This window comes from Alienimonas californiensis (genome assembly GCF_007743815.1).
Classification (GTDB): Bacteria; Planctomycetota; Planctomycetia; order Planctomycetales; family Planctomycetaceae; genus Alienimonas; species Alienimonas californiensis.
Genome location: NZ_CP036265.1, coordinates 1,140,279 through 1,164,484 on the forward strand (window position 1 = coordinate 1,140,279; position 24,206 = coordinate 1,164,484).

Genomic DNA, 24,206 nt, shown 5'->3' on the forward strand with positions numbered 1-24,206 from the left:
AAAACGCCCGGCTCCCCCGCGGAGGAGCCGGGACGTTTGCAGGCGGACGCGACTCGACGGGAGGTCAGTCCTTGTCGTCGTCGTCGCGTTCGTCGTCGCCCATGTCGTAATCCTCGTCGTCGAAGACCTCCCGCACCGGCTTCTCCGGGATGGGGGCTTCTTCGAGGATGTCCGCACAGGCGGGACAGATCTTCAGTTCGCGGATGATCTCATGCCCGAACCCGCCGCGATCGATCGTGCGGGTGCGGGCGCGGCCGCGACGGCCCTGGACCTCGGCGGTGCGTTCGGCGTACTCCACCGGACGCCGCTGCACGGTCGCCGACCGCGTTTTGGTGCGCGGGGGAACGACGGTGCCACAGTTTTGACAGCGAAACATCAACAGCCTGGGGTTCGGCCGGCGGGGCTGGCCGCCGAGGGTGGAGGGGAAAACGCCCGGGCGGGCACGCGGCCGCAACGCCGGGGGAGTGGGAACGCGACGAGCGAGCCCCGCGGGAGCGCTCGAACGAGAACCGCCCCGCGTCGCGCCGGTGGGACCGGGTGAGGCGGGGCGGGGAGTTTATAGGGCGAGGTCGAATCCGTCGAGGGACCGCTCGTCGCCCGGGCAAAGCGCGGGGCGTGCGAACCGTCGTTCGGGAACCGTCGTCCGAAGCGGGCGATGCGTCAGCCGATCGGCCGAACGCCCTCGGCGCGGGGACCCTTGGGGCCTTCGCCCTGGGTGAACTCGACCTGCTGGCCTTCGTAGAGCTCTTCGAAGCGAACGCCTTCGAGATTGCTCATGTGGAAGAACAGGTCTTTGCCGGTACCGGCGTCGATAAAGCCAAAGCCTTTATCGGTCACCCGCTTGATCACACCTTCAGCCATCGCCGCACGCACAGAAAAACTTGAGTGGGGCCGGCCGAGCTTCCCGCGGACTCGCGGGGCGGCAGGCCGCCGATTGAAGCATCCTGCAGGACCGACGCCGCCGCGTCAACCCTACGCGCCCGGAGACTTGCCAGACGCGAAAAGGGAGTTAGCCATTGCCCGCGGTCGGGGCTCCTCCCTACCGCCGCGGGCGGGGATGGGAGACGCCCCCGGGCCCCGTCCGTCGATAGCCCCGTGAATCCGTTCGCTGGACACCGGCGAGGCGAAAGCGGACACACGCCGCCATGGCCAAATCCGCCCCGCCTCCCGCCGCTCCGGCGCCGAAGAAGAAGCCCGTCGTGCCGCACCGCACGCGGCCGTTCTGGAAGACCCTGCCGAAGATCGCCGCCCTGCTGGCCCTCGGTCTGCCGGCCGTGCTGTTCCTGCAGTTCTCCGGCGTCGGCGACGACGCCCCCGGCTGGCTGTTCGTCGCCGCGGCGCTGGCGATCCTGGGCACCGTCACGCTGATCGGCAAAGCGACTGAGGAAGTCGCCCTCTACGCCGGCCCACTGTGGGGCGGCCTGTTGAACGCGACCTTCGGCAACGTCACCGAACTCATCATCGCCGTGTTCGCCCTCTCGGAGGGCCCCAAGCTGTATCCCGTGGTGCGGGCCAGCATCACCGGGTCGATCCTCGGCAACCTGTTGTTGGTCCTGGGGGCGGCGATGGTTTACGGCGGGACGAAATATACGACGCAGAAGTTCAGCCGCACCGGCGCCCACGCCAATGTGGGCATGCTGTGGGTGACGGTCCTCATCCTCTCCGTGCCGGCGCTGGTGCATCTGGTCGCGGAGTTGCCCGGCCTCGACCCGACGCTCGTCCCGGCGGCGGAGGAACTGGTCGAAGCCGGGGCGGGCGAGGAAGGCCCGAGCCGCGTCGAGCGGCTGGCCGAGGCGAAGACGATCGCCGCCGAGTACACGGACGAAGTCACCCTCGCCGGGGCCGGCATCCTGCTGGGCCTGTACGTGCTCATGCTGATCTTCAGTCTGCGGACGCACCGCTTCCTGCTGCGGTCCGACGAGGCGGAGCACGAGGCGCCGGAGTGGTCGGTGAAGACCGCCGCCGCCGTGCTGCTGGGGGCCACGCTGTGCGTCGCCTATCTCTCGGAGGCGTTCGTGCACGCCATCGACCTGTTCCGGGAGAGCGGCACGCTGGATATCAGCGAGTTGTTCCTGGGCGTGGTGGTCGTCGCGGTGGTCGGCAACGCGGCGGAGGGGCTGGTCGCCGTCTGGGTCGCCCGGGAGAACAAGATGGAGCTCTCCTTCCAGATCGCCATGGGCAGCAGTTTGCAGGTCGCGTTGCTGGTCGCCCCCGTGCTGGTGTTCGCCAGCGGCTTTATGAACGGCTGGGGGCCGGGCGAGTTGATGACGCTGGAGTTCAGCCTGTTCGAACTGCTCAGCCTCGCCGCGGCGGTGCTGGTCGCGGGGAACGCCCTGTCCGACGGGGAGTCGAACTGGCTGGAAGGAGCGATGTTCCTGGCGATGTACGTGTTCTTCGCCCTCGTCTTCTGGTTTCACCCTTGAGGCCGGCAGGTGAGGACGGCGGGGCGAGGGAGCAGTGATGAGGGAGGGGGGAGGAGAGGTCAGTCGGCCGACGGCGGGCGACTCCGAAACTCCCCACCCCTCCCTCATCACCCCTCCCCCCTCACCCGACCCGCCCCCGCGGCCTAAACTGGGCGGATGACGGAACGCTCCGACGCCGCCCCCACGCACGGCCCCGGCGGGCCGTATATCGAGGGCGTGTCCGATTACTGCGATCGCTGGTGCGAACGTTGCCCGCTGGCCGGGCGCTGCCGGTTGCGGGCGTTCGAGTTGGAACTGGGCGATCTGGCGGACCCCGCCGACACCGACGCCGACCGCCGCGCCCGCTTCTGGCGGGCGCTGAAGACCGTTTACGGCGTAGACGCCCGCGGCGAACTGCACGAGTCGGACGCCTCCACCGTGGACGAAGTTTGGCAGGGCGACGGCGCCGCGGCGGCCATCTATGAGGAGGCCGAGGCGGACGACTGGGACGGCGACGCCGCCCTCGAGGAGCGCGACGAACCGACCGACCCGCTGGCGATCGCCGCCCGGGAGTTGGCCGTCGACCTGCTGAAATGGCTGCGGGAGCACGGGGAGGCGGCCCAGATCGCCTGCGACGCCGCCGCGGTGCATCCCTGCGGCGTGGCGCCGGCGGACGCGTTGGACGTGATCCGCTGGTACGGCGTGCAGTTGGGGCCGAAGTTGCAGCGGGCCGTCCGCTCCGACGCCAAGGGGAACGCCCGGGACCGGGCCGGCAGCGCCAAGGTGGCGCTGCTCGCCGCAGAGCGGACGTTCGGCGGCTGGACCGTGCTGCGGGACGTACTCCCGGCCGCCCTGCCCGCCCGGCGGGCGGAGTTCGCCGCGGAGATCGCCGACTTCCAACGCCGTCTGGCCAGCCTGCGGGCCGGCATCGACCGGGCCTTCCCCGCCGCCCGCACCTTCGTCCGCCCCGGCTTCGACGACGGCACGCTGGAGGAACCGGCCGCACTCTGACGGCAGCCCGGGGCGCGAGCCGAGGCCGGGCAATGCGGTGCATGCCGAACCGCCTCGGCGCGCGCCTCGGGCGGCCGTGGAGCGGCGCCGCGGCAGAATCCGCGCAGCGGCGAACCCGGCCGGGGAGGCGCTCCAAATCGGAGCGCTCCGCGGTCGGGCCGCCGGGTCCCCTTTTCGTGGGAGGACCGGTCGCCTGGGGTTCTGCATCACGCGTGTCGTTCGCCGCCCCGCCCGGCCTGTACCGGGGAACCGGTGCCGGGGAAACCGGCGCCGGGGCCCGGCGGGTGGACGCCGGGGTGTGGGGAGTGAAGGAGGAATACGGGCGACCGGCGTTCGCCGGGCCTCGGGGACGTGCCGCCCGCGGCGCCCGGGGCCGGTCGAGCCCAGTTCGTGGGAACCTGGCTCGATGGCTCTCCCGGACGGTCGCGCGGCGGGGTGCGGCGTCCGTGCCGACGGGCGGGGGGCGGATCGCGCCGGCCGGCTGCGCAGGCCGATCGACGCGGGGGCGGGCTCGGCGGCGTCCGTCACCAACGTCGGCCGTTTCACCCGCCCCGCGAAGGCCCGACGGCCCCCGCATCCGGTGCGGGGGGAAACGATCGTGCCCTCACCCTCTGCGGGCTCGGGACCTGTTTTGCCGGAAGCCTCTGACAGGAGAGACGTTGCGGAGACGAACCGCGAGACCGCCCTGCGTCTCCGCGGGGTTTGGCAGCCCGACGCACGGCCGGAGCTTGCGCTCCGGGCTCACAACGACGCGACGGGGCGGTCTTTCTGTGGGTCCTTCCAGGCCGCGAAGGCCCAGTAGAGAACCGCTCCGCTGATCACGGTCGCCGCCAGACCGGCCGGCGGGCCGAGCGGGTGGAACCATGCCGGCGGGTTCAGCAACTTCACCGCCGCCAACCCGACCGTGGCGAGCACGAAGACCGCCCCGCAGGCCAACCGCCACGCCGGCACCGGTTCGCCCCGCGACTTCAACAGGAACAAACAGGCGACCGCCCCGGCGGCGCTGAGGGAGAGCGTCAGCCCCAGATAATCCAGCCACCCGCGGATCGTCGTGCCGGAGAGGCACAGTGCCGCAACCAGCGCCGCCTGCAACAGCACCGTGGACGGCGGGGCGGAGCCGTCTTCACGCAGCCGGAACAGCTTCGGCAGGGGGAACAGGCCGTCGGCGGCCATTTTCGCATAGACCCGCGGGCCGGTCTGCACCAGCGCCGACAGGCTGGTGACGAGACCGATGCAGATCACCGCCCGCACGGCGAACTCCAGCTGCCCCCCGCCCAGAAACCGCGCCGCGACCGCCGCCACGTCATTCTGACCTGCGACTCGCTCGATCGGCGGGGCGAACACGAACACGGCGTTCAACAGCAAATAAAGAACCGTGACCGCCGCCGTGCCCCACAGCATCGCCCGGGGGACGCTGCGGCCGGGATCGCGGGCCTCCCCGGCGACGTACACCGCGGCGTTGAAGCCGGAGTAGCTCGCCGAGATCCACACCAACTGCCCCGCGAGCGCCGCGATCAGCGCCCAGCCGGCCGGGGCGTCCGCCGGCGGTTCCATGGGAAAGGTTGCCGCGTTGACGAAGTACCCGCGGAGCCAGCGGTCCCCGGCGTACAGGCAGAACAGCGTGATCAGCGCCAGCTTCGCCGCGACCACGACGGTTTGCGTCCGCGTCCCGCCGCGGGGGGTGAGGGCGTGCAGCGCCCCGCACAGCAGCACGGCGGCGGCGGCGACCAGCCCCGGCGGGACGTCCTCCGGCCGGTCCGGCCAGAGGTAGCCCTCCAGCACCAGCCCCGCGAACGCCGCCGCCCCGGTGAAGCCGGCCAGCAGACTGACCCACCCGGCGAGGAATCCGGCGAGCGGGTGAACGGTGCGGGCGAGAAATAAATACTCCCCCCCGCTGCCCCGCACGCGCTCCGCCAGCCCGCCGTAGGCCGCCGCCCCGCACAGCGCCAGCGCCCCGCCCAGCGCCCAGACGAGCATCACCCGCTCCGGCGTGCCCAACGCCGCCAGGGTGTAGCCGGAGGTCGTCCACACGCCGGCGCCGATCATCGACGCCGCCACCACCGCGGCCAGCGCCGCCGTGTTGAAGGACCCGCCGCCGGCGTTCCCGGACTCGGGTTCGCCGGGCTCGGCCGCTGTCGGTGCAGTCGTCACTCCGCGGCGTCCGGCGCGGGGAGCGGTTTGCGGAAGATGATGAGGTAGTTTTCGGAGAGCCCCTCCACCTTCGGCTCAGCGACGAATTCCAACCCCGCGGCTTCGATCTCCGCCCGCACCGTCGCCTTGCCGGCCCGCACGTGGCCCAGCGTCCATTCCGAACTGACGCCCGGGATCCGCTCAAAGTCCATCACCGCTAAGCGCCCGCCGGGCTTCAGGGCGGCGCGGATCGAATCCAGCGTGCGGTCGGGGAACTCGAAGTGGTGATAGGTGTCGCAATTAAAGACGAGGTCGCAGGAGTTCGCCGGCAGCATCACGGAGCGTTCCGAGCACAGCACCGGGGTGATCTGCGAGATCCCCCGCTCGGCGGCCCGGTCCCGCAGCCGGGCCACGAAGGCCGGCGCCAGATCGACCGCGAACAGCCGGCCGCCCTGCCCCACCGCCGCGGCGAACAGCTCCATGTGCGTGCCGGTCCCGGCGCCGACGTCCGCCACCGTCTGCCCCGGTTCGACCTTCAACGCGGCGACGACCGCTTCCCGGGCGGCGAACGCCTCCCGGCTTTCCACCTCGAACCGCCCGGCCCACTCCGCGGCGTCGAGGTCCTCGTTGAGGAAGCGGTCGTTAATCCCCGGCTTCACCGACTCCGGCGCCGGGGCGACCTCCTCCTGAGCCCAACTCACGCCCACGCCGGGGGCGCACGCGACGGCCAGAAGGAACAGGGTCGCGGCGCGGCGGCGGGGCAGAGGACGATTCATGGAGATGCGACAGCGGCGGGAGCGGGGGAGCGAAACGCAGCATACCGCGGCTGCGTCGATCGCGGCGCAGCCGGGATCCCCTTCCCGGGCCGCCGGCGGAGACCTATCCTCCCTGTGCCGGCCCGTTCCCTACGTCGGCCCGACAGCCTGCGTTGGACAGTCTCTATTTCCTCCTCCCGTCGCTCCGTCCCCGTGTCGCACGTCATGTCCGAATCGCCGACCGCGGGCCCCGCCCCGGCGACTGGTTCCCGCGACGAACGCTCCGCGAACGAGGGCCGAGACGAAACGGACGCCGCCGTGGAGGAACGCCCCGCCAAGGCCGAGACGGACGGCGAGTTCTGGAAGCTGGTCTGTCGCCGCCGGGACGTGAACCTCACCGCGGTGGCGCTGGAGATCGCCCGGGATCACGACCCCGCCTTCGATCCGACGGACACCGTGCGTTGGCTGAAAGCCCGGGCCGTCGAGGCCCGCGGCCCGGTCGCCGCCGCCCCCGACGGCCGCGCCGCCCTGACGGCCCTCGCCGACGTGCTGTGCGGCGAACACGAACTCTGCGGCGGGGAAGCCGCCTTCGACGACCCCGCCGGCTCCCTGATTCACAAGGTGATCGAAACCGGCGCCGGCCTGCCGATTTTGCTCTCGCTGATTTATATGGACGTCGCCCGCCGGGTGGGCTTGGAGCTGGTCGGCGTGAACGCCCCGCACCACTTCCTGACCCGGCTGGACACCGCCGCCGGCCCGCTGTTCTGCGACCCCTACCACGGCGGTCGGGTGATGAACGCGGACGAGGCGGTCGAGTTTTTGATGGAGCGCTGCGACCTCGCCCCCGCGGAGATCGCCGACAGCCTGCATCCGGCCCCGCCGCGGGCGATCGTGGTGCGGGTGTTGAACAATCTGAAGGCGATCCACGCCCGCCGCGGCGACTGGAACGCGGCCTGGACGGTGCAGACGCGCATCTCGGCCCTCTGCCCGGCCGACTATACGGAGCGCCGCGACCTCGCCCTGATCGCCCTCCACGCCGGCCGCGCCGGCCAGGCGGTCGACCTGCTGACCGCCCTCCTCCCGGACGCCCCCACGGCGGAGAAACCGGTCCTCAAGCGCCACCTCAGCCGAGCCGTGGCCCAGGTGAGCAAGTGGAACTGAGGGGCGGGCGGCGTTCCGCCGCCGCGGTTAAGGGGCGTCGCCCCAGGCGTCCGCCGCCGGGGCGCCTTCTTCGTACTGATCTCCCGCCGCTTCGTCCGCGGCGCGTTCCGCCGCCTCGATCTCTTCGAACGTCGGCCAGTTATCCGACTGCCAGCGCCGCGTTTTACGGTTGAAATAATGCCGTGTGACGCCGTCCGTGGTCACGACGTAGTACGTCTCGCCGATCTCCAGTTCGATTTCGAACGGGTCTAAGCTGCGTCGCGGTCGGAAGTAGCCGTTGAGGTCGCGCTGCTCCGTGACGACCGCCAGGACGGGACCCCGGAGCCGGATCGGCTCTTCGATCATCGGGCCGGCCATACGGAGGACTTCGCGGGCGGGGACCGGCGGCAACGGCGGGCAGTCCGCGTTGAGCGGGGGCACGTCGGCGGCGTCCCGCCAGTCCTGACTGACTGCGTGGGGGTGGTCGACGAAGATCTCCAGCCGCGTGCCCGCCCGCGACGGGCCGAAGGCCATTTCGTCCTCCACCCAAGTCTCGTTGTAGCGGAGCCCGATCCCGCGGCGGCGGGGGTTGTAGTCGGAATTATAAAGGAACAGGTTGAAGCCGTTCGTTTCCCATTCCGTCACCGTGCCGTCGTCCTCGATCGCCTGACTGACTTCCCGAAACACGACGTCCCGCCGCAAACGGTCGTACAGGTCGGCCAGACGAGCGGCGAGCGGGCTGTCGGCCGGTAGCCGGGCGTTCCAGTAGCCGGTGTAACCGCAGAAGCCGCCCTCCTCGTGGTCGGGCGTGGCGTACCGCAGCGGCGTCGAGGCGTCGGCCCTGAGTTTCTCGGCGACCTCCTTCGTGAGCGTCGTGTGGAAGAAGGCGTCGCCGGGGAAGAACCCGCGGTTCGTCGCCCACGCCGGCGTCGCCGCCGTGAGCGAGGCCAGCGAACACGCAACGGCGGCGACCGGCTTCCACATCATGACATTCCTCTCAAAGGCGAACGAACGGTCGCCGGACGTTAGCCCGGCGCCGGACGGGCCACAATCCTCGGCGGACGGTCGCCCTGCGGCCGGGCGGGCTCCGCTATCATCCCGTTCTTCTCCCCCCAATCTCGCACGCCGCCGACCGGCTGCCGGTATGACCGTTCTTCGTGATGAACTGGAATGTCCGCCGGAGCGGCGGCGGTTGGGGAGCGGGTGGCTGTCCGGCGTCGCCGGGTTGAGCCTCGCCCTGTTGGGGCTCGGGGCGGTGTTGTGTTTGAAGTACCCCTGGTTGCTGACGATGCCGGACGCCCGGCCGCATTATCCGGTGGCGGCGGTGCGGCTGGCGGTGCAACTCGTGTTGGCCGGGGGGTTCGCCTGCGGGCTGCTCAGCCTCACGCTGCGCCCGCAAAAGTGGCTGGGCGGGCTGGCCGTCGCCGCCGCGATGGCCGCGACGCTGCTGGGCGGGGCGAACGCCGCCAGCGCCGCCGGGCCGGACGCCTGGCGGTGGTCGCTCGGGCTGGACTGGTTCTTATTGAACCTGACGTTCACGGGGCTGCTGTTTATTCCGCTCGAAAAACTCTTCGGGCGCCGCAACGACCCGCTGTCGACGTTCCGTCCCGAGTGGCGGGAGGACCTGTTTTATCTGCTGATCAGCAGTCTGTTGGTGCAGGGACTGGCGTATCTGAGCCTGTCGCCGGTGTTCTGGGTGCGGGATCATACCGGCTGGACGCCGTTTCGATCCTGGATCGCCGCTCAGCCGGCCGTGCTGCAATTTCTGGAGATCATGTTCCTCACCGATCTGGTGCAATATTGGGTGCACCGGGCCTTTCACAAGTTCCCGCGGCTGTGGCGGTTCCACGCCGTGCATCACAGCGCCGAGACGCTGGACTGGCTGGCCGGCAGCCGGATGCACCTCATGGAGGTGGTCGTACTGCGGGGGCTGACGGTCGTGCCGATGTATTTATTGGGCTTCGGCGAGGGCCCGCTGTACGCCTATCTGTTCTTCGTTTATCTCTCCAGCACCCTGATTCACAGCAACCTGCGGGCGGATCGGGCGTGGCTGCGGACGCCGGGGATGCGGCGGTTCTGGTCGCTCTGGGAGCGCGTGCTGGTCACGCCGCGGTTCCACCACTGGCATCACGGCCGGGAGCGGGCGGCGATCGATAAAAACTTCGCCGTGCACTTTCCCGTGCTCGATCGGCTGTTCGGCACCCATCACTTGCCGGCCGGGACCGGGCCGGACGACGCCGGGGCCTGGCCGAAATCGACCGGCGTGGGCGGGCCGGACCGCCCGCCCAAAACCTTTACGGGGCAGTTCGCGTACCCGTTCCGCCGGCCCCCGCGGCCGGCGGCGAAGACTCCGACATAAGCTGCGCCGCGGCCTCGAACGCCGCGGCGTCGGCCTCGTTCTTCAGGCGAATCCGCTCCATCGCCAGGTGCCGGACGGTGAGATCGGCGAGGATCTTCAACGCCACGGCGCCCGCGACGAGCACGGCGACGACGGTGGGGGCGTCCATGCCCGCGGCCTCTTATCAAGGTGAAGTTGACCAGCCCGAAGCGTCAGCGAGGGACGCGAGCGGAGACGGCGCCGGACGCCCTCGCTGACGCTTCGGGTTGGTGGAGACGCCGCGTCAGGTGGAGACGCGTTCGATATACGTGCCGGACTCGGTGTCGATCTTAATGACGTTGCCTTCCTCGATGAAGGCGGGCACCTGGACCTCGGCGCCGGTCTCGACGGTGGCGGCCTTGGTCACGTTGGAGGTGGTGTTCCCGCGGGCGGCGGGCTCCGTGTAGGTGACCGCGAGCTGCACCTGGGAGGGGGGCGTCATGTCGATCGGCCGTTCGTTCCAGAACAGCAGGTCGACGGTGTCGCCCTCCTTGAGGAACCGCATCCGCTCCTCGACGCTCTCCACCGGCAGCGGGTGCTGCTCGTAGCTCGCCACGTCCATGAACACGTAGTTGGAGCCGTCGCGGAAGCTGAACTGGGCCGGCCCCTTGCGCACGTCCGCCCCCTCCAGCGAATCGCCGGAGCGGTACTTATTGGTGATAATCGTGCCCTTGAGCAGGTTCCGCATTTTGGTCGTATAAATCGCCTGCCCCTTGCCGGGCTTGACGAAGTTGACCTCCAGAATCTCGTACGGATCCCCGTTGTACTCCAGCTTCAAGCCCTTCTTCCAGTCGCCGACGTTAATGGAGGCCATGATCCGTGACCCTGTGAAGGGGCCTTGTGCGGGGTGTGCGTGAGCGGAAACGCAAACGGCCCGCCGCCCGCCTTGACGGCCGACGGGGGGTGTGGTGCGGTGGAGAACCGTAGCAAACGGCCCCCCGCCCGGAAACCCGCCCGCGTTGTCCGTCGCCCCCGCCTCCGCGCCGGTTCGGGCGCAGTCCGCCGCGAAGCCGGCCTACATGCGGTCGCTGGCGGAGTCGATCCGCACCGCGGACGGGCTGATCGACGCCCTGGGCCTGCCGGAGGACCTGCGGGAGCCGGCCCGGGCGGCGGAGAAGTTGTTCCCCACGTTCGTCCCCCGCAGCTTCCTGGCCCGGATGCGGCCCGGCGACCCGGCCGACCCCCTGCTCCGTCAGGTGTTGCCGCTGGGCGAAGAAACGGCCCCCCCGCCGCCGGGCTACGCGACCGACGCCGTCGGCGACGCCGCCGCCCGCCCCGTCCCCGGCCTGCTGCACAAGTACCGCGGCCGGGCCCTGCTGATCCTCGCCGGCGCCTGTGCGGTGCATTGCCGGTACTGCTTCCGCCGCCACTACCCCTACGGCGAGGACCCCCGGCGGCTGGAGGACTGGGAGCCGGCGTTCGAGTACCTGGAGAACGACCCGTCGATCCGCGAAGTCCTGCTCAGCGGCGGCGACCCGCTGATGCTCACCGACGACCGCCTCCGGCAGGTCGTCGAGCGGCTGGAATGCATCCCGCACCTGACCCGCCTGCGGGTTCACACCCGCCTGCCGATCGTCCTGCCGGACCGGGTGACGGACGAACTGCTGGCCCTGTTGCGGTCGACCCGGCTCACGCCGTGGGTCGTGGTGCACGCCAATCACGCGAACGAACTGGTCGGCGACTGCGCCGCGGCGCTGCGGGCCCTCGTCCAAAACGGCACGCCGGTGTTGAACCAGGCGGTGCTGCTCAAAGGGGTGAACGACGACGCGGACGCCCTATGCGCCCTCGGCGAACGGCTGGCGGACCTCGGGGTGCAGAACTATTACCTGCACCAATTAGACCGCGTCGCCGGCGCCGGGCATTTTGAAGTCCCCGACGACCGGGCCGCGGCGCTGATGGCCCAGATGCACGCCCGCCTGCCCGGCTACGCCGTCCCCCGACTGGTGCGGGAGGAACCCGGCGCCCCGGGCAAAACGCCGCTGTGACGGGTCGGAATTATTCGTCTGCGTCGTCGTGGGCGAACTCAATATTCCCCGGCTTCACGTCGGCCAGATACACGCCGTATCTGCGAAACGTCGCCAGCACGCCGGTCACGACCGACCAGCGCTCGCCGAACTGCTCCTGTTTTTCGAGCAGCCAGGCGCCGTAGACCTCCTCGTCGCCGGCCCAAGGCGGTTCCCGATCGAGATACGCCCCGGCGAAGTCGAGGACGAACGGCGGCGTCACCCAACTCATCTCGAACGTCCAACGTTCATCGTCCGCACGGATCAGGCGGGGGATGCGAAACCCCTCGACGCTCCGAACTCCCTGCTGCTCCAGTCGGCGATAGACCGCGATTTCGTTCCGATACAGTCGATCATGCCGAAGGGCTTTGTCCGCCGAGGGAGCCGAGGTTCCGAAGACGATTCCGTCGTAGCCGGCCCCCAGTTCCGTCGTGTAGACTGTGCCGTACCGATCGGCGAATCGTTCCGCCCGTTCCGCGGCTTCCTGAAAGTGCGGCATCATGATTCAGGCCCTCCCGAAGTCGTCGCCGACCGTTCCGTCCGCGCCCTTCTCGGCACGAACCTCACTGACGCTGCTATGCGGCGATCAAGAGGTTGCCGTGTCAGAGATTGGCCCCGGCTTCCTGTCATTGCAGAAGCCTAGCGACCTGCCGCCCGGCCCCGCCACGGTTCGGGCGACGGTGAACGGGCAGGAGCACCGCTGGGCCGTCGTGATTCCCGAAGGACTCGACCCGACCGCCACCGAGGTCATGCTGCCGACGCTCGGGCCGGAGAATTATTCTCGCGATGAAGAGGCCGAATAACTCCCGGCCAACGCCGCGAACGCCGCCCCGCGGGCTTCGAAACTGGCGAATTGATCCAGGCTCGAACAGCCGGGCGATAACAACACCGTTCCGCCGGTCGGCTCCGCGGCGGTGAGGGCGGCGGCGAAGGCGGCGGGGAGGTCGCCGCAGTGGATTGCGGGATGGCGGGGGTTCGCGGCGAGCGTCAGTTCCCGCCATCGCGGCCCCGTCGTGCCGAGGAAATAGGCCCCCGCGGTTCGGGCGGCGATCGCGGCGGCCGCGGCGGACAGGTCGGCCCCCTTGTCGGCCCCGCCGGCGATCAGGAACAGCGGGGCCGGCAGCGCCTCCAGGGCGGCGATCACGCTCTCCGGCGTCGTGGCGGCGCTGTCGTCGACGAACCGCACGCGGCCCCGCTCGGCCACGCAGTGCAGCCGGTGCGGGGGGAGCACGGCGGTTTTTAATCCCGCCTCCGCGTCCGCCGCCGTGCAGTCCAGCGCCAGCGCCGCGGCCTCCGCGGCGGCGGCGTTTTGAGCGTTATGAACGCCCGGCAGCGGACAGATGCGGGTCTCGAACAGAACCCGCCGGGCCGCCGTCGGCCAGGTGCGCACGTCCAGGTCCGCCGCGTTCAAGACGGCCGTGTCCGCGGGGCGCAGGTGCTCCAACAGGGCCTGTTTGGCGGAGCGATATGCGGCCAGCGTGCCGTGCCAGTCGAGGTGGTTGGGGGCGAAGTTTGTCACCACCGCGGCGTCCGCCCGGAACTGCACCTCGGCGAGATATTCCAGTTGAAAACTGCTCACCTCCCAGACCACCGCATCGCCCGGCCGCACGTCGTCCATGCGGTCCAATAAACTGCCCCCGCCGTTGCCGGCCAGCCACGCGGCGCCGCGGCCGAGGCGGGCGTGCCTGGCGGTCAGCATCGCGTGCAGCAGGGCGCAGGTGGTGCTCTTGCCGTTGGAGCCGGTCACCGCGGCGGTCGCCACGTTCGCCGGCAGGGCGGCGGCGGCGACGGCCAGTTCCGTCGTCACCGGCACGCCGACGCTGCGGGCCGCCTCCAAAAATTCATGCCGATAAGGAACCGCGGGCGAGGCGACGACCAAATCGGCGTTCAAAAAGTCCGCCGGGTCGTGCCCGCCGAGTTTGAACACCGCCGGCTCGCAACCCAGGGCGGCCAACGGTTCGGCCAGCTCCTGCTCCGTCCGCCGATCGGTGAGCGTGACCCGCGCCCCCCGTCGGCAGAAAGACCGCACCGCCCCGGCCCCGCCGCCGTGGACGCCGAGGCCCATCACGGTGACGTTCATGCGGAAGCCTCAATGACCAAGAACCCAAGAACCAAAACGGAGCGTCGGCTCCGATCATATTTGGTTCTTGGGTTCTTGAACATTGGAGCTTCTCACCCCCGTTAGTCGTCGTAATCGACTCTCACGTAGCCGTCGCGGCTGGTCAGGGTGACTTCGTATTTGCCGAAGTCCAGGTGCACGCGGTAGCCGTGGCGGGTGACCTTCACCTCCTCCGGCTGGCAGGGGGGCACGCAGATCTCGACGAACACCAACGCGCAGCCGTCGTCGCACAGCGCATCGCACTCCCGACAGCCGTGCAGGCAGCCCTTGCATTCGCGGTGGAACAGCTTGGCCAGCCCGATCGGCGGGGCCGGGATGCGGGGGTCGGCGACGGCCACCACCTGCCGCACGGCGAGGGGGTGCACGTGGTCCGGGTCTTCAATTTCGACCCGCGTGAACAGCGGCACGGCGCCGTCGCACAGGCCGAGTTCGCACATGCCGCCCGCCGAGCCGAGGCTGGCGATCGGCCCGGCGCCGAACCCGCCGAGCCCGGCGTAGGGGTTCCCGTAGGACTCGCCGTACCGGTCGCCGTACGGGTCGCCGAAGGGCAGGCCGGTCGGCGGCAGCGGGGCGCCGGCGCCGTACCGGTTCGCCCCATACGGGTAGGAGTCGCCGTCGACGTGCGGGGCGTACGGCGGGGGCTCCGGGGAACGCAGATCGCGGACCGGCACGCCGTTGCGGATCACCGTGTCCGAGGGCAGCGCGTACGACGGCCGCCGGAGCGGGGCGTCGTCGACCGCCGGCGGGGCCGGCCGCGGGGGGGCCAGCCGGGCCGGCACCGGGTCGAACCCGCCGTCCGCCAGCGCCGGGTCGTCGGCGGGGCCCATCGGGATCGGCAGCGGGGCGGGGGCGGGGCCGACGTTCTCCAGATCCTGCGAGCGATACGCCGTGCGGGGCGAGGAGATCGGGTCCGGCTCCGGCGCCAGGGTCGGCGTCGGCGATTCGACGTAGCCGCCGTCCGCATAGCCGCCGCCGGGATAACCCCCGTCCCCGTAGCCGCCGCCGAGGCTGCCTTCATAGAAGCTCGCCCCGCCGCTCGGACCGCCGACGAAGGAATCGCCGAAGTCCGTGAATCCGGCGTAGTTCGACGCCGTCCGCACCCGCCGCGGGGAGAAGCTGAGCCAGCCGCGATGGTCGGGCTTGTCCTCGTCAGCGGCGTCCTCGGCGAGTTCGGCCGGAGGGGCGGCGAAGCGTTCCGGCGCCGGGGCGCGGAGCGACTCGGCGGACGGGGCCGCCAGCGACGGCCACGGTTCCGTGCGCAGCGGCGCCGTCGGCAGCGGCGCCGGGGTCGGTTCAAAGCGGTCGGCGGGCCCCGCGAGCGACGGCGCCGCCAACCCGGGAACCGCATGGGGATCGGCGAACGAATCGCCGCCGGCGTCCGGGGCGGCAAGGGCCGGCGGTTCGGCGGGGGCGGCGCCGGCGAGCGACAGCAGGCCGACCGCGGCGAGGGCGGCCCCGGCCCGGCGGCGGTCCGGCCGAGGGAGGGGAGGCAGGGCGGCGGGGGGCATGCAATACGATCCGAACGGGGGGCGCGGCGGGCGACGACAGGAAACCGCGTCCGTCAGCCTACCCGCTGTCCGGGCGCGCCGAGGACCCGTCGGCTCCCCGAGAGGGCGAACCGGCCGGCGCCGCGACGGACGGCGCCGGCCGGCGCGATTGGCGCGGGCCGGAGCGGGGTTGTCCCGGAATCGCCCCGGCGGGAGACTCTTGGGATGAAGTTCGCCTCGCCCTCCCCGCTCGCCGTGTGGACGCTCGCCGCGTGCGGGGCGGTCGCCGCGGCCGGGTGCGGCGGCTCCGACCCCAACGGCGCCCCTTCTGCCAACGGCGACCCCTCGCCCAACGGCGCCCCTGCCGCAAACGGCGACCCCGCAGGGAACGCCCCCGCCGGGCGAGCGGCCGCCGACGCCGGCGGCATCGCCCCCTTCACGGACCCGGCGGGGCGAAAGTGGTTGAACAAGACGATTCCCTACGACGCCTACGCCACGGCCCCGGATCGCAGCCCGGGCGCCGCCGCCGCCGTGGCGACGACCAACGCCGGCCCCCGCAACCTGCTGGCGGGCATCGGCTCCGGCATGTCCGCCCCCCGCAGCCCGGGCGGCCCCGCGATGGGCGCCCCGGTCGACGTCGGCCGCGGGGCGACGCCCTCCCCGGCGATGGCCGGCGGCATGGGCTCCGGGGCCGTGGGCGAGGAGCCGACGGGCGAGGACTCCGGCGGCTGGGGGACGGTGATCTCCGCGGAGGACCTGCGGGACGAAATTAAACGCTCCCGCAACGAGATCGCCGCCGCGGTCGGCACGGTGGCGGCCTTCAACCGCATGCAGGCCGATCTGCCCGCGGAGGCCGCGGCGCTGGCGGCGATGGCTCAGATCACCGCGGAGCACCCCGGCGCCGTGCCGTGGAAGGAGAACGCCGACGCCGTCCGCACCCTCGCCGTCCGCGTGGGCGAAGCGGCCGGCTCCCGCGGCCGCACGGCCCGGGACGAGGCCCGGGAATCGTTCGACCCGCTGGACTCCATCCTCGGCGGCAACCCCCCGCCGGACGGCGCCGTCGCGGAGTTCGATCGCCAGATCGACGCCCCCCGCGGCGACCTGATGAAGCGGATGGGAACCGCCCTCAAATACCTCCAACAGGAGGCCCCCGACGCCGACACGATGACGGCGAACGCCGACGACCTCGCCCGGCAGGCCGCGGTCCTGGCCGCCCTGGGCCGCTTCACCGCTCACGAGGCATACGACAACGCCGCCGAGCCGGACTATCAGCAGTGGGCGAGCGGCCTGACTGCCGCCGCGATTGAGGCCGGTCGCAAAACCGGCGCGGTCTACGATGTGCCGAACAACCTCCGGGAGGTTCCGGACTACGCCGCCTTCCGGGCCGCCGTCGACCGGGCCGCCGCCACCTGCGCCGACTGCCACGGCGCCTACCGCTGAGCCGGCGGTTCGGTCCACGGCCCACGAACCCGAAGCGTCAGCGAGGGCCGCCCGCCGCGCGGCGGCGGGTGCGTTAAGCGCCCTCGCTGACGCTTCGGGTTGGTGTTGAGAGGGTGTCTTGCCCCCCGCAAATCGCGGGGCGGCGGGCGGATCGATAAGCTCGCCGCCGTTCCGCGTTCCCGCCCGAGTGGAAGCCGTGTCTCTGGTCGAACCGTCCCCCGTCGACGCCGATGACTCGGGCGCCCCCGCGGAACGGTCGCAACCGGCCCGCCGGCCGCGGTCGTTCAAATCGCGGGCGCTGATGCTCGTCCGCCGGGTGCACCTCTACGCCGGGCTGTTTTTATTGCCGTGGGTCTTCCTCTACGGCGTGACCGGGGCGATGTTCAATCACCACGATCTGTTCCCGCACCCGACCATCGAAACGGTCGACGCTCGGGGGTCCCTGATCGGCCTGCCCACGCCGGCGGCGCTGGCCGAGCAGGTCACCGCCGCCCTCGACGCCCACGCGGCCGACGCGACGGTCGCCCTGCACCCGGACGGCGTGCCGGAATATACCGGCGATTTGATGTTCGAAACGTGGGAGGGCGGCGCCCGCCGGGTGGTGCACCTCGACCCGATCACCGGGGCCGCGACCGTGGAGACCTTCCCGGAGAACGCCGAGCAACCGGAGGCGCTCCTCAAAGCGACGAACCTCAAACTCTCCCCGGACCCGTTCCTGGACAGTCAGCAGGACGCCCGGACCGTGCTGCAAAAGGCCGGGATCGATCAGAAGCAACCGCCCAAGCCGCTGGGGTGGACGAAGCTCAATTATCTCGTCACCGTCGACGGCGAGCCGGCCCGGGTGACGTACGTGTTAAAGGACGGCCACGTCGACGTGGAACGCTACACCGGCGAGGACGGCATGAACCCGCGGGCGTTCTTCCTGCGACTACACACCTCGCACGGCCAGCCGCCGCACTGGAACTACCGGTTCGTCTGGTCGCTGTTCGTGGACGCGATGGCGATCGCGATGGTCGGCTGGGGGCTGACGGGGCTGGTGATGTGGTGGACGATCAAACGCACCCGCCTGTTCGGCGCCGCCGTGCTGGCCGCCAGCGTGGCGACCGCGGCAGTGATGTATTTCGGGATGGAACACTACTACGCCAGCACGAAGCTCTAGAAACGCCGAGCCCGTCACGGTCCCTCGTCAGTTCCTTGGGGCGAGACGTTCATTGACTCCAATGCGGCCGCCGCGAGGCGACGGACCGTGTGCATCTCCGGCGATTCGATCATCGTTTCGAGAGCCTGCCCCTCATCGACCGAGCGAACGGCGTCGAGCAGCCGGCCCAGCAATTCGGTCGTTCCCGGTCCGAGGCCGAGCACGCCCAGCGGGTCCTCAAGCTGCTCGTCCAGGTTGCTGTCGTCGAACGCACGGCACACCGCTTCCGTGAAACACCCCATCTGATGCGGAATTTGTCCGGTCCAGAGCGTTCTCTGAACTTCAAGATCCGCGAGTTCACGGAGCCCGCTGATCAAATGCATACGCAGCGGGTCGTCCACGGCGCGACCTCCTGCTGGGGGGAGTGCGGAAGGGACGCCACTCTAACCTGATGGGCGCCAGCCCGACCCATCGGCCGAAATGGATTGAAATGGTTTGCCCCCGCCGGGGCGGTCCCGCGGTTGCCCCGATCGACAGGCCGCGAAAGATCGACTATCCCGCCGCCGTCGGTCGCCCGCGCTCCCCCCATCGCGACCCGCGCCCCCCGCCCTCCCCGGTTCTGCGTCTCCCGTGCCCACCGCCGTCGCGGATCGTCCCGCCGTCGCTCCCGCTCCCGCTCCCGCCGCGCACCCCAAACGGGCGCTTCGGCCGAGCCAGCCGGTCGCCCACGCCGAACCGGCCCCGCCGGCGGCGCCGCGTCGGGGGTTCTTCTACGGCTGGCTGATGGTGCCGGTCGCGGCGCTGCTGCACGCGGGCACCGGGGTCGGGCAGACGTACGGGGTCAGCGTGTTCAACCCGCTGATCCTGGCGGATCTGGGGGTCTCGGAGACGGCGCTGTCGCTGACGTATATGGTCGCCTCGCTGGTCGCGGCGACGCCGTTGCCGATGGTCGGCCTGCTGATCGATAAATACGGCCTGCGGGCGGTGGCGATCTGGCTGGTGATCGGGCTGGCCGGCGGGTGCGCCGTGACCGGGTTCGCCCCGAACCTCGTCGTGCTGGCCCTGGGCTTCTTTTTGCTGCGGACGCTCGGTCAGGGGGCGTTGACGCTGGTCGCCTCGAACGCCCCGGCGATGTGGTTCGACCGTCGCCTGGGTCTGGCCGGCGGACTGGTGGCGCTGGGGCAGAGCGCCGCGATCGCCTTCCTGCCGGCAGTGTTTTTATACGTCATCTCCGGCGTCCCGGACGCCGCGGCGACCGGCGGCTTCGCCGGCCTGGGTTGGCGGCAGGGCTACCTGTTCCTCGGCTTGGCGAACGCGGCGATCCTGCTGCCGGTGCTGTTCTTCGTGTTTCGAAACCGTCCGGAAGACGTCGGCCAACACGTGGACGGCGCCGCCTCCGACGTGGCGTCCCCCGGTTCGCCGTCGCCGTTCGGCGGCGCGACCCCGGCGCCGGCCCCGCGGGCCTCCCTCACCGCCGCGCAGGCCTATCGCACGATTCAATTCTGGTACGGGGCGGCGGTTTCGGGCCTGTGGGGGATGATCGCGACGGCGATCTTCTATCACCTGCTCACGATGCTGGCCGAACGGGGCGTGAGCAAGGCGGACGCGGCCGTCTGCTTCACCGTGTTTGCCGGGATGATGGCGGGCTGGCAGTTCCTCGGCGGCGTGCTGGCCGACCGCATTCCGCCGCGGTTCCTGCTCAGCGTGTTCGGCCTGCTGGCGGCCGCGGGGTGCGGGCTGCTGTTCTTCGCCCAGGATTATCGGCTCGCCTGGGGGATGATGGCGGCGTTCGGGTCGGCCCAGGGACTGCTGAACGTGACGATGAACGTGCTGTGGCCGCGGTTCTTCGGGGTGGCGGCGCTGGGGGCGATCCGCGGCTCGGTGCAGACGCTGGTCGTGGCGGCGTGCGCCGCGGGGCCGGTGCTCGTGGCCCTCAGCCGCGAACAACTCGGCTCGGAGAACCCGGCGCTGCTGCTGTTCGGCGGCCTGCTGGCGGCGATCGCCCTGACCGCTCCGTTCCTCCGCCCGCCGGTGCGGGCCTGAGTCGCCGCCGGGGATGAACGTCGCGTGCGGTTTCGCGGGCGCGGGAACTCGCCGGCCCCGCGAAACCGCAAGCGGTCGACGGCCGACGGCGGCGTGTCGGATCGGTAGCTTGGGCCGCCGCCATGAACGACGCCCCCGCTCCCCCGCCGGTCCCCGGCTCCGCCCCGCCCCCGCCGGTCCCGGCCCCGGTTCCGGAGCGATCCCCGGAGGAGGAACCGCACGGCTCCACCCGCTTCGCCGGCGCCCTGACCGACCGCGGCCGGGGTCGCACCTTCCCCTGCCCGACCTGCGGGGCGGCGCTGGAGTTTCATATCGGCGCCCAGGCGCTGAAGTGCCCCTTCTGCGGGGCGGAGGAGGCGGTCGTCCACGCCGAGGACGCCGCCGTCGCGGAACGCGATTTTCAGGAGATGCTGACCCGCCTGCGGGAAACCCACGACGGCGGCTCGCATCAATACGACGAGATGAGCGAGGTCCGCTGTCGAAGCTGCGGCGGAACGGTGCTGTTCGCCGGCACGATCACCGGCACGGAGTGCCCCTACTGCGCCACGCCCCTGCAACTGGCCGCCGCCGAGCAGGCGAAAAGCCGCATCGCCCTCGACGGCGTGCTGCCCTTTCAGGTGCCGGAGAGACAGGCCGCGGAGAACCTCAAACAGTGGGTCGCCAGCCGCTGGTTCGCCCCCAACGACTTTCGCAAACGGGGCGTGACGGGCAAATTTAACGGCGTGTATCTGCCCTATTGGACGTTCGACTCCCTCACCTACACCCGCTATCACGGCCAGCGGGGCGAACATTATTGGGTGACGGTCGGCAGCGGCGAGAAACAGCGGCGGGTGCGGAAAACGCGGTGGTGGCCGGCCAGCGGGGCCTTTGAGCGGTTCTTCGACGACACGCTGGTCGTCGCCAGCGACGCCGTCAGCCGCGGCCTCGCCGAGGACCTCGAACCGTGGCCGTTGCCGAAGGTGAACCCCTACGATCAGCGGCTGCTCGCGGGGTTCCTCGTCCGCACCTACGACGTGGAATTAGAACCGGGCTTCCAACTCGCCGACGCCCGCATGCGGCAGCAATTGGAGTACGACGTCCGCCGCCGCATCGGCGGGGACGAACAGCGGATCACCTCAATGGACGTCCGCCACGACGCGGTGACGTTCAAGCATCTCCTGCTGCCAGTCTGGATGCTGGCCTACCGCTACCGGGACGAACCGCACCAGGTCTTGGTAAACGCCGTGACCGGCCGGGTGACGGGCGAACGGCCGTACTCGTGGATTAAAATCACGCTGGCGGTGATCGCGGGCCTGATCGCGTTCGGCCTGATCTGGCTCCTCACCCAGGGCGGTGCGCTGCGATGAGAGGTTTGCCAACCGCCGACCGCCGCCTCTGGCTGACCCGACTCACCGGCGTCGCGGCGCTGCTGTTGATCGGGGTCACGTGGCCGCTATGGCTGCCGCCGACGCCGACGTCGTTTCCCCAACTCCCCCTGTTCGGCTGGCTGATCCCCGCCCCGGCGTGGTGCGATTGGATTGCGTTGGCCGGGGCGTTATTGGGGGCGGTCGGGATGGCCGTTCTTTGTGAGCCCGAAGCGCAAGCGAGGCCGGACGCCGCTCCGCCTCGCTTGCGCTTCGGGCTCACTCGAGCGCTCGCATTCGCCCCCGCACTGTTCACTATCTCCCTCGCCTTCGCCCTGGCCCTCAATCAGATCCGCGTTCAGGTCTGGGCGTATCAATTCCTGTTGCTGGGGTCCGTGTTGAGCCTCTGCCCGCGGACGGAGACCGGGGATCGGGCGGCGGTCGCGTTGGGGCGGGTTCTGGCCATGGGGATTTTATTTCACTCCGGGCTGTCGAAGCTGGACCTCGCCTTCGCCGAGGGGCCGGGGCGGTGGTTGATGGGCGGGTTTCTGGGGCTGTTCGGGGTGGAGGCGGACGGGCTCGACGAGAAGGCCGTGGCGGCGATCGCGTTCGCAGTGCCGGCGTGGGAGATCGCCCTCAGCCTGCTACTGGCCCTGCCGGGCACGCGGCGGGTCGGGCTGATCGCGGCCGTGTTCATGCACACGTCGGTCGTGGCGACGCTGTGGAAGCTCGATCAGAGTTGGGGCGTGCTGCTGTGGAACGCCTTCTTCCTCGCCCACGAGTTCCTCCTGTTCTGGCCCGCCCCGAGGGCCGAGGGCGTGCCGCTGTGGACGACGCTGCGCACCGCGGGTCCGCGGGCGGCGCCCGCGGCGTTACTCATTCTGGCCGCCGTGCTGCTGCCGTTCGGCACGCGCAGCGGGTCTTGGGACGTGTGGCCGGGGTGGGCGGTGTACGCGGGGGGGGTGCCGCGGGCCGTCATTATGCGTGGGACGAACGGCGACGATTGGGAACGGGCAGGTCGTAGTTTCGCGGCACGCCCGGATCATCATCCTGGCGACAGCTTCTCGCTCGCTCCTATCACCACCCTAGACATGGAGAGGAGCGGTCTCGCAGAACTTTTTGCACCGATCCCTCAGGACCCTCGCACGAGGGTGGGAGTTGCGCGAACCTTGGAAGCCCGTTCGAGAGCGGAGTCCCGCCGCAGCCTTGGCGAATCGTCGGATGTAATGGATATGGTCATGGCGGCGCCGGACGACGAAATACAACTCTATTCCGTCACCCGCACCACGCCGAACGGGCGTTGGGACGAACCAATCGCGGAGCGGTGGGGACTGGGGCAGCGACGCGGCATCGACAACCTGCTCGACTCCTTCCTCCTCAACGCCCGGCCCCGTGCGTTGAGCCTGCCGGCGGAAGCCCGATGATGGGCGCCCCGCCCCGGGGACGCGCCGCCTCACGGCGACGGCGAACCGGGGCGGCCGTGTTCTGTCATCCTTCCGTCCTCCCACTTCCCCCGCCCCCTTCGTCATGGCCCGCGTCAACGATCATTTCCGCCTGCTCAAAGCCGGGTACCTGTTCCCGGAGATCGGCCGGCGGGTGCGGGCCTTTCAGGAGGCGAACCCGGACAAGTCGATCATCAAGCTCGGCATCGGCGACGTGACCGAGCCGCTGCCGGCGGCGATCCGCGAGGCGATGCACGCCGCGATCGACGAACTCGGCGACCGCGACACCTTCCGCGGCTACGGCCCCGAGAAGGGATACCCCTTCCTGCGGGAAGCGATCGCGGCGCACGACTTCAAGGGCCTGAACGTCTCCCCGGAAGAGATCTATATCTCCGACGGCTCCAAGTGCGACTGCGGGAACGTCCTCGACATTCTCGCCGCGAACGGGGCGAATAAAATCGCCGTCGCGGACCCGGTCTATCCGGTCTACGTCGACACCAACGTCATGGCCGGCAACGCCGGCCCGGCGGACGAGAACGGGCGTTATGAAGGCCTGATCTACCTCGAAGCGACCGCCGAGAACGATTTTCAACCGGCCATCCCGGAGGCGAAGGCGGACGTCGTTTATCTCTGCTACCCGAACAACCCGACGGGGGCCGTCGCGTCGAAGGAGTATCTGGCGGAGTGGGTCGCCTACGCCAAGCGGCACGGCAGTCTGTTGCTGTTCGACGCGGCTTATACGGCGTTCATCAAGGACGCCGACGTGCCGCGGAGCATCTATGAGATCGACGGGGCTCGCGATTGTGCGATCGAGTTCCGCAGCTTCAGCAAGAACGCCGGGTTCACCGGCGTGCGGTGCGCCTTCACGGTGGTGCCGGAAGGGCTGACGGGTACGGCGAGCGACGGCACGGAGATCCCCCTCGCCAAGCTGTGGGACCGCCGCCAGAGCACCAAGTTCAACGGCGTGAGCTACATCGTCCAACGCGGCGCCGCGGCGGTGTACTCCGAGGCCGGCCAACGGCAGACCGGGGAGCTGGTCGACTTCTATATGGAGAACGCCCGCCTGATTCGCGAGGGGCTCTCGGCACTGCGGATGGACGTCTACGGCGGGGTGAACGCCCCGTACGTCTGGCTGAAAACGCCCGGCGGCGACAGCAGTTGGGAGTTCTTCGACCGCCTGCTGACGAAGGCCAACGTCGTCGGCACCCCCGGCGCCGGCTTCGGCGCCGCGGGCGAGGGCTATTTCCGCCTGAGCGCCTTTAACAGCCGAGAGAACGTGATCGCGGCGCTGGAGCGCATCAAAGCGGCGCTGTGAGGCTCCCCTGGAACCGCGACCGTCAGGGAGCCGGCTCCCTGACGGTCGCGGTTCTATTTTG

At 70.6% G+C, this 24,206-nt stretch carries 23 protein-coding genes; 12 read left to right on the plus strand and 11 right to left on the minus strand.

The window, feature by feature from the left end:
• Window positions 1-64: 64 nt before the first annotated feature.
• Window positions 65-376, minus strand: a complete 312-nt coding sequence (locus tag CA12_RS04440; RefSeq protein WP_145357674.1) for a hypothetical protein — start codon at window positions 374-376, stop codon at window positions 65-67.
• Between the two features lie 284 nt (window positions 377-660).
• A complete protein-coding gene (locus CA12_RS04445; RefSeq protein WP_145361310.1) occupies window positions 661-861 on the minus strand; it encodes a cold-shock protein in 201 nt (66 codons plus the stop codon).
• Between the two features lie 284 nt (window positions 862-1,145).
• Here CA12_RS04445 and CA12_RS04450 point away from each other — a divergent pair, with 284 nt between their 5' ends.
• Both CA12_RS04450 and CA12_RS04455 read left to right on the plus strand, forming a co-directional pair.
• The gene (locus tag CA12_RS04450) at window positions 1,146-2,423 is read left to right on the plus strand and encodes a calcium:proton antiporter (protein ID WP_145357675.1); all 1,278 of its coding nucleotides are present in this window, start codon (window positions 1,146-1,148) and stop codon (window positions 2,421-2,423) included.
• 156 nt (window positions 2,424-2,579) lie between these two features.
• Window positions 2,580-3,413: a hypothetical protein gene (locus CA12_RS04455; protein ID WP_145357676.1), complete on the plus strand. Its 834-nt coding sequence runs from the start codon at window positions 2,580-2,582 to the stop codon at window positions 3,411-3,413.
• Window positions 3,414-4,154: 741 nt separating this feature from the next.
• Here the strand turns inward: CA12_RS04455 and CA12_RS04460 are convergent.
• Window positions 4,155-5,564, minus strand: coding sequence for an APC family permease (locus tag CA12_RS04460; RefSeq protein ID WP_145357677.1), 1,410 nt, complete (start codon window positions 5,562-5,564; stop codon window positions 4,155-4,157).
• Window positions 5,561-6,319 (minus strand): class I SAM-dependent methyltransferase, encoded by a 759-nt coding sequence (locus CA12_RS04465; protein WP_145357678.1) that lies wholly within the window; start codon window positions 6,317-6,319, stop codon window positions 5,561-5,563. The genes CA12_RS04460 and CA12_RS04465 overlap by 4 nt, the downstream gene beginning before the upstream one ends.
• 204 nt (window positions 6,320-6,523) lie before the next feature.
• On the opposite strand from CA12_RS04465, the gene CA12_RS04470 reads away from it, so the two are divergent.
• Entirely contained in the window at window positions 6,524-7,459 is a 936-nt protein-coding gene (locus CA12_RS04470) for a SirB1 family protein (RefSeq protein ID WP_145357679.1), read from the plus strand.
• Window positions 7,460-7,486: 27 nt separating this feature from the next.
• On the opposite strand, the gene CA12_RS04475 is transcribed toward CA12_RS04470, so the two are convergent.
• On the minus strand, window positions 7,487-8,425 hold the full coding sequence (locus CA12_RS04475; RefSeq protein WP_145357680.1) for a hypothetical protein: 939 nt from the start codon (window positions 8,423-8,425) through the stop codon (window positions 7,487-7,489).
• 157 nt (window positions 8,426-8,582) lie between these two features.
• On the opposite strand from CA12_RS04475, the gene CA12_RS04480 reads away from it, so the two are divergent.
• Window positions 8,583-9,797, plus strand: a complete 1,215-nt coding sequence (locus CA12_RS04480) for a sterol desaturase family protein (protein WP_145357681.1) — start codon at window positions 8,583-8,585, stop codon at window positions 9,795-9,797.
• Here CA12_RS04480 and CA12_RS04485 read toward each other — a convergent pair.
• Entirely contained in the window at window positions 9,733-9,945 is a 213-nt protein-coding gene (locus CA12_RS04485; RefSeq protein WP_145357682.1) for a hypothetical protein, read from the minus strand. The two genes, CA12_RS04480 and CA12_RS04485, sit on opposite strands and share 65 nt — an antisense overlap.
• 114 nt (window positions 9,946-10,059) lie before the next feature.
• Window positions 10,060-10,629, minus strand: a complete 570-nt coding sequence (gene efp, locus CA12_RS04490; RefSeq protein ID WP_145357683.1) for an elongation factor P — start codon at window positions 10,627-10,629, stop codon at window positions 10,060-10,062.
• Between the two features lie 145 nt (window positions 10,630-10,774).
• On the opposite strand from efp, the gene epmB reads away from it, so the two are divergent.
• Window positions 10,775-11,800, plus strand: coding sequence for an EF-P beta-lysylation protein EpmB (gene epmB / locus CA12_RS04495; protein WP_242688118.1), 1,026 nt, complete (start codon window positions 10,775-10,777; stop codon window positions 11,798-11,800).
• Window positions 11,801-11,810: 10 nt separating this feature from the next.
• Here the strand turns inward: epmB and CA12_RS04500 are convergent, their stop codons facing one another.
• Window positions 11,811-12,320: a hypothetical protein gene (locus CA12_RS04500; RefSeq protein WP_145357684.1), complete on the minus strand. Its 510-nt coding sequence runs from the start codon at window positions 12,318-12,320 to the stop codon at window positions 11,811-11,813.
• Here CA12_RS04500 and CA12_RS04505 point away from each other — a divergent pair.
• The gene (locus CA12_RS04505; RefSeq protein WP_145357685.1) at window positions 12,319-12,621 is read left to right on the plus strand and encodes a hypothetical protein; all 303 of its coding nucleotides are present in this window, start codon (window positions 12,319-12,321) and stop codon (window positions 12,619-12,621) included. The two genes, CA12_RS04500 and CA12_RS04505, sit on opposite strands and share 2 nt — an antisense overlap.
• Here the strand turns inward: CA12_RS04505 and CA12_RS04510 are convergent.
• A complete protein-coding gene (locus CA12_RS04510; RefSeq protein WP_145357686.1) occupies window positions 12,594-13,898 on the minus strand; it encodes a Mur ligase family protein in 1,305 nt (434 codons plus the stop codon). The two genes, CA12_RS04505 and CA12_RS04510, sit on opposite strands and share 28 nt — an antisense overlap.
• A 101-nt stretch (window positions 13,899-13,999) precedes the next feature.
• Window positions 14,000-15,445: a hypothetical protein gene (locus CA12_RS04515; RefSeq protein WP_145357687.1), complete on the minus strand. Its 1,446-nt coding sequence runs from the start codon at window positions 15,443-15,445 to the stop codon at window positions 14,000-14,002.
• Window positions 15,446-15,649: 204 nt separating this feature from the next.
• Here CA12_RS04515 and CA12_RS04520 point away from each other — a divergent pair, with 204 nt between their 5' ends.
• A complete protein-coding gene (locus tag CA12_RS04520; protein WP_145357688.1) occupies window positions 15,650-16,864 on the plus strand; it encodes a cytochrome c in 1,215 nt (404 codons plus the stop codon).
• A gap of 196 nt (window positions 16,865-17,060) precedes the next feature.
• Window positions 17,061-18,023: a PepSY domain-containing protein gene (locus tag CA12_RS04525; protein WP_145357689.1), complete on the plus strand. Its 963-nt coding sequence runs from the start codon at window positions 17,061-17,063 to the stop codon at window positions 18,021-18,023.
• 14 nt (window positions 18,024-18,037) lie between these two features.
• On the opposite strand, the gene CA12_RS04530 is transcribed toward CA12_RS04525, so the two are convergent.
• Complete coding sequence (locus tag CA12_RS04530; protein WP_145357690.1) at window positions 18,038-18,403, minus strand: hypothetical protein; 366 nt, start codon at window positions 18,401-18,403, stop codon at window positions 18,038-18,040.
• A gap of 229 nt (window positions 18,404-18,632) precedes the next feature.
• Here CA12_RS04530 and CA12_RS04535 point away from each other — a divergent pair, with 229 nt between their 5' ends.
• From CA12_RS04535 to CA12_RS04550, 4 genes are all read left to right on the plus strand, one after another.
• Window positions 18,633-20,045 carry an MFS transporter gene (locus tag CA12_RS04535; RefSeq protein ID WP_145357691.1) on the plus strand — a complete coding sequence of 471 codons (1,413 nt, stop codon included), beginning with the start codon at window positions 18,633-18,635 and terminating at the stop codon, window positions 20,043-20,045.
• 122 nt (window positions 20,046-20,167) lie between these two features.
• Window positions 20,168-21,391, plus strand: a complete 1,224-nt coding sequence (locus CA12_RS04540) for a hypothetical protein (protein ID WP_145357692.1) — start codon at window positions 20,168-20,170, stop codon at window positions 21,389-21,391.
• Window positions 21,392-21,396: 5 nt separating this feature from the next.
• The gene (locus CA12_RS04545) at window positions 21,397-22,812 is read left to right on the plus strand and encodes a hypothetical protein (protein WP_145357693.1); all 1,416 of its coding nucleotides are present in this window, start codon (window positions 21,397-21,399) and stop codon (window positions 22,810-22,812) included.
• Between the two features lie 103 nt (window positions 22,813-22,915).
• The gene (locus tag CA12_RS04550; RefSeq protein ID WP_145357694.1) at window positions 22,916-24,145 is read left to right on the plus strand and encodes an LL-diaminopimelate aminotransferase; all 1,230 of its coding nucleotides are present in this window, start codon (window positions 22,916-22,918) and stop codon (window positions 24,143-24,145) included.
• Window positions 24,146-24,206: the final 61 nt, after the last annotated feature.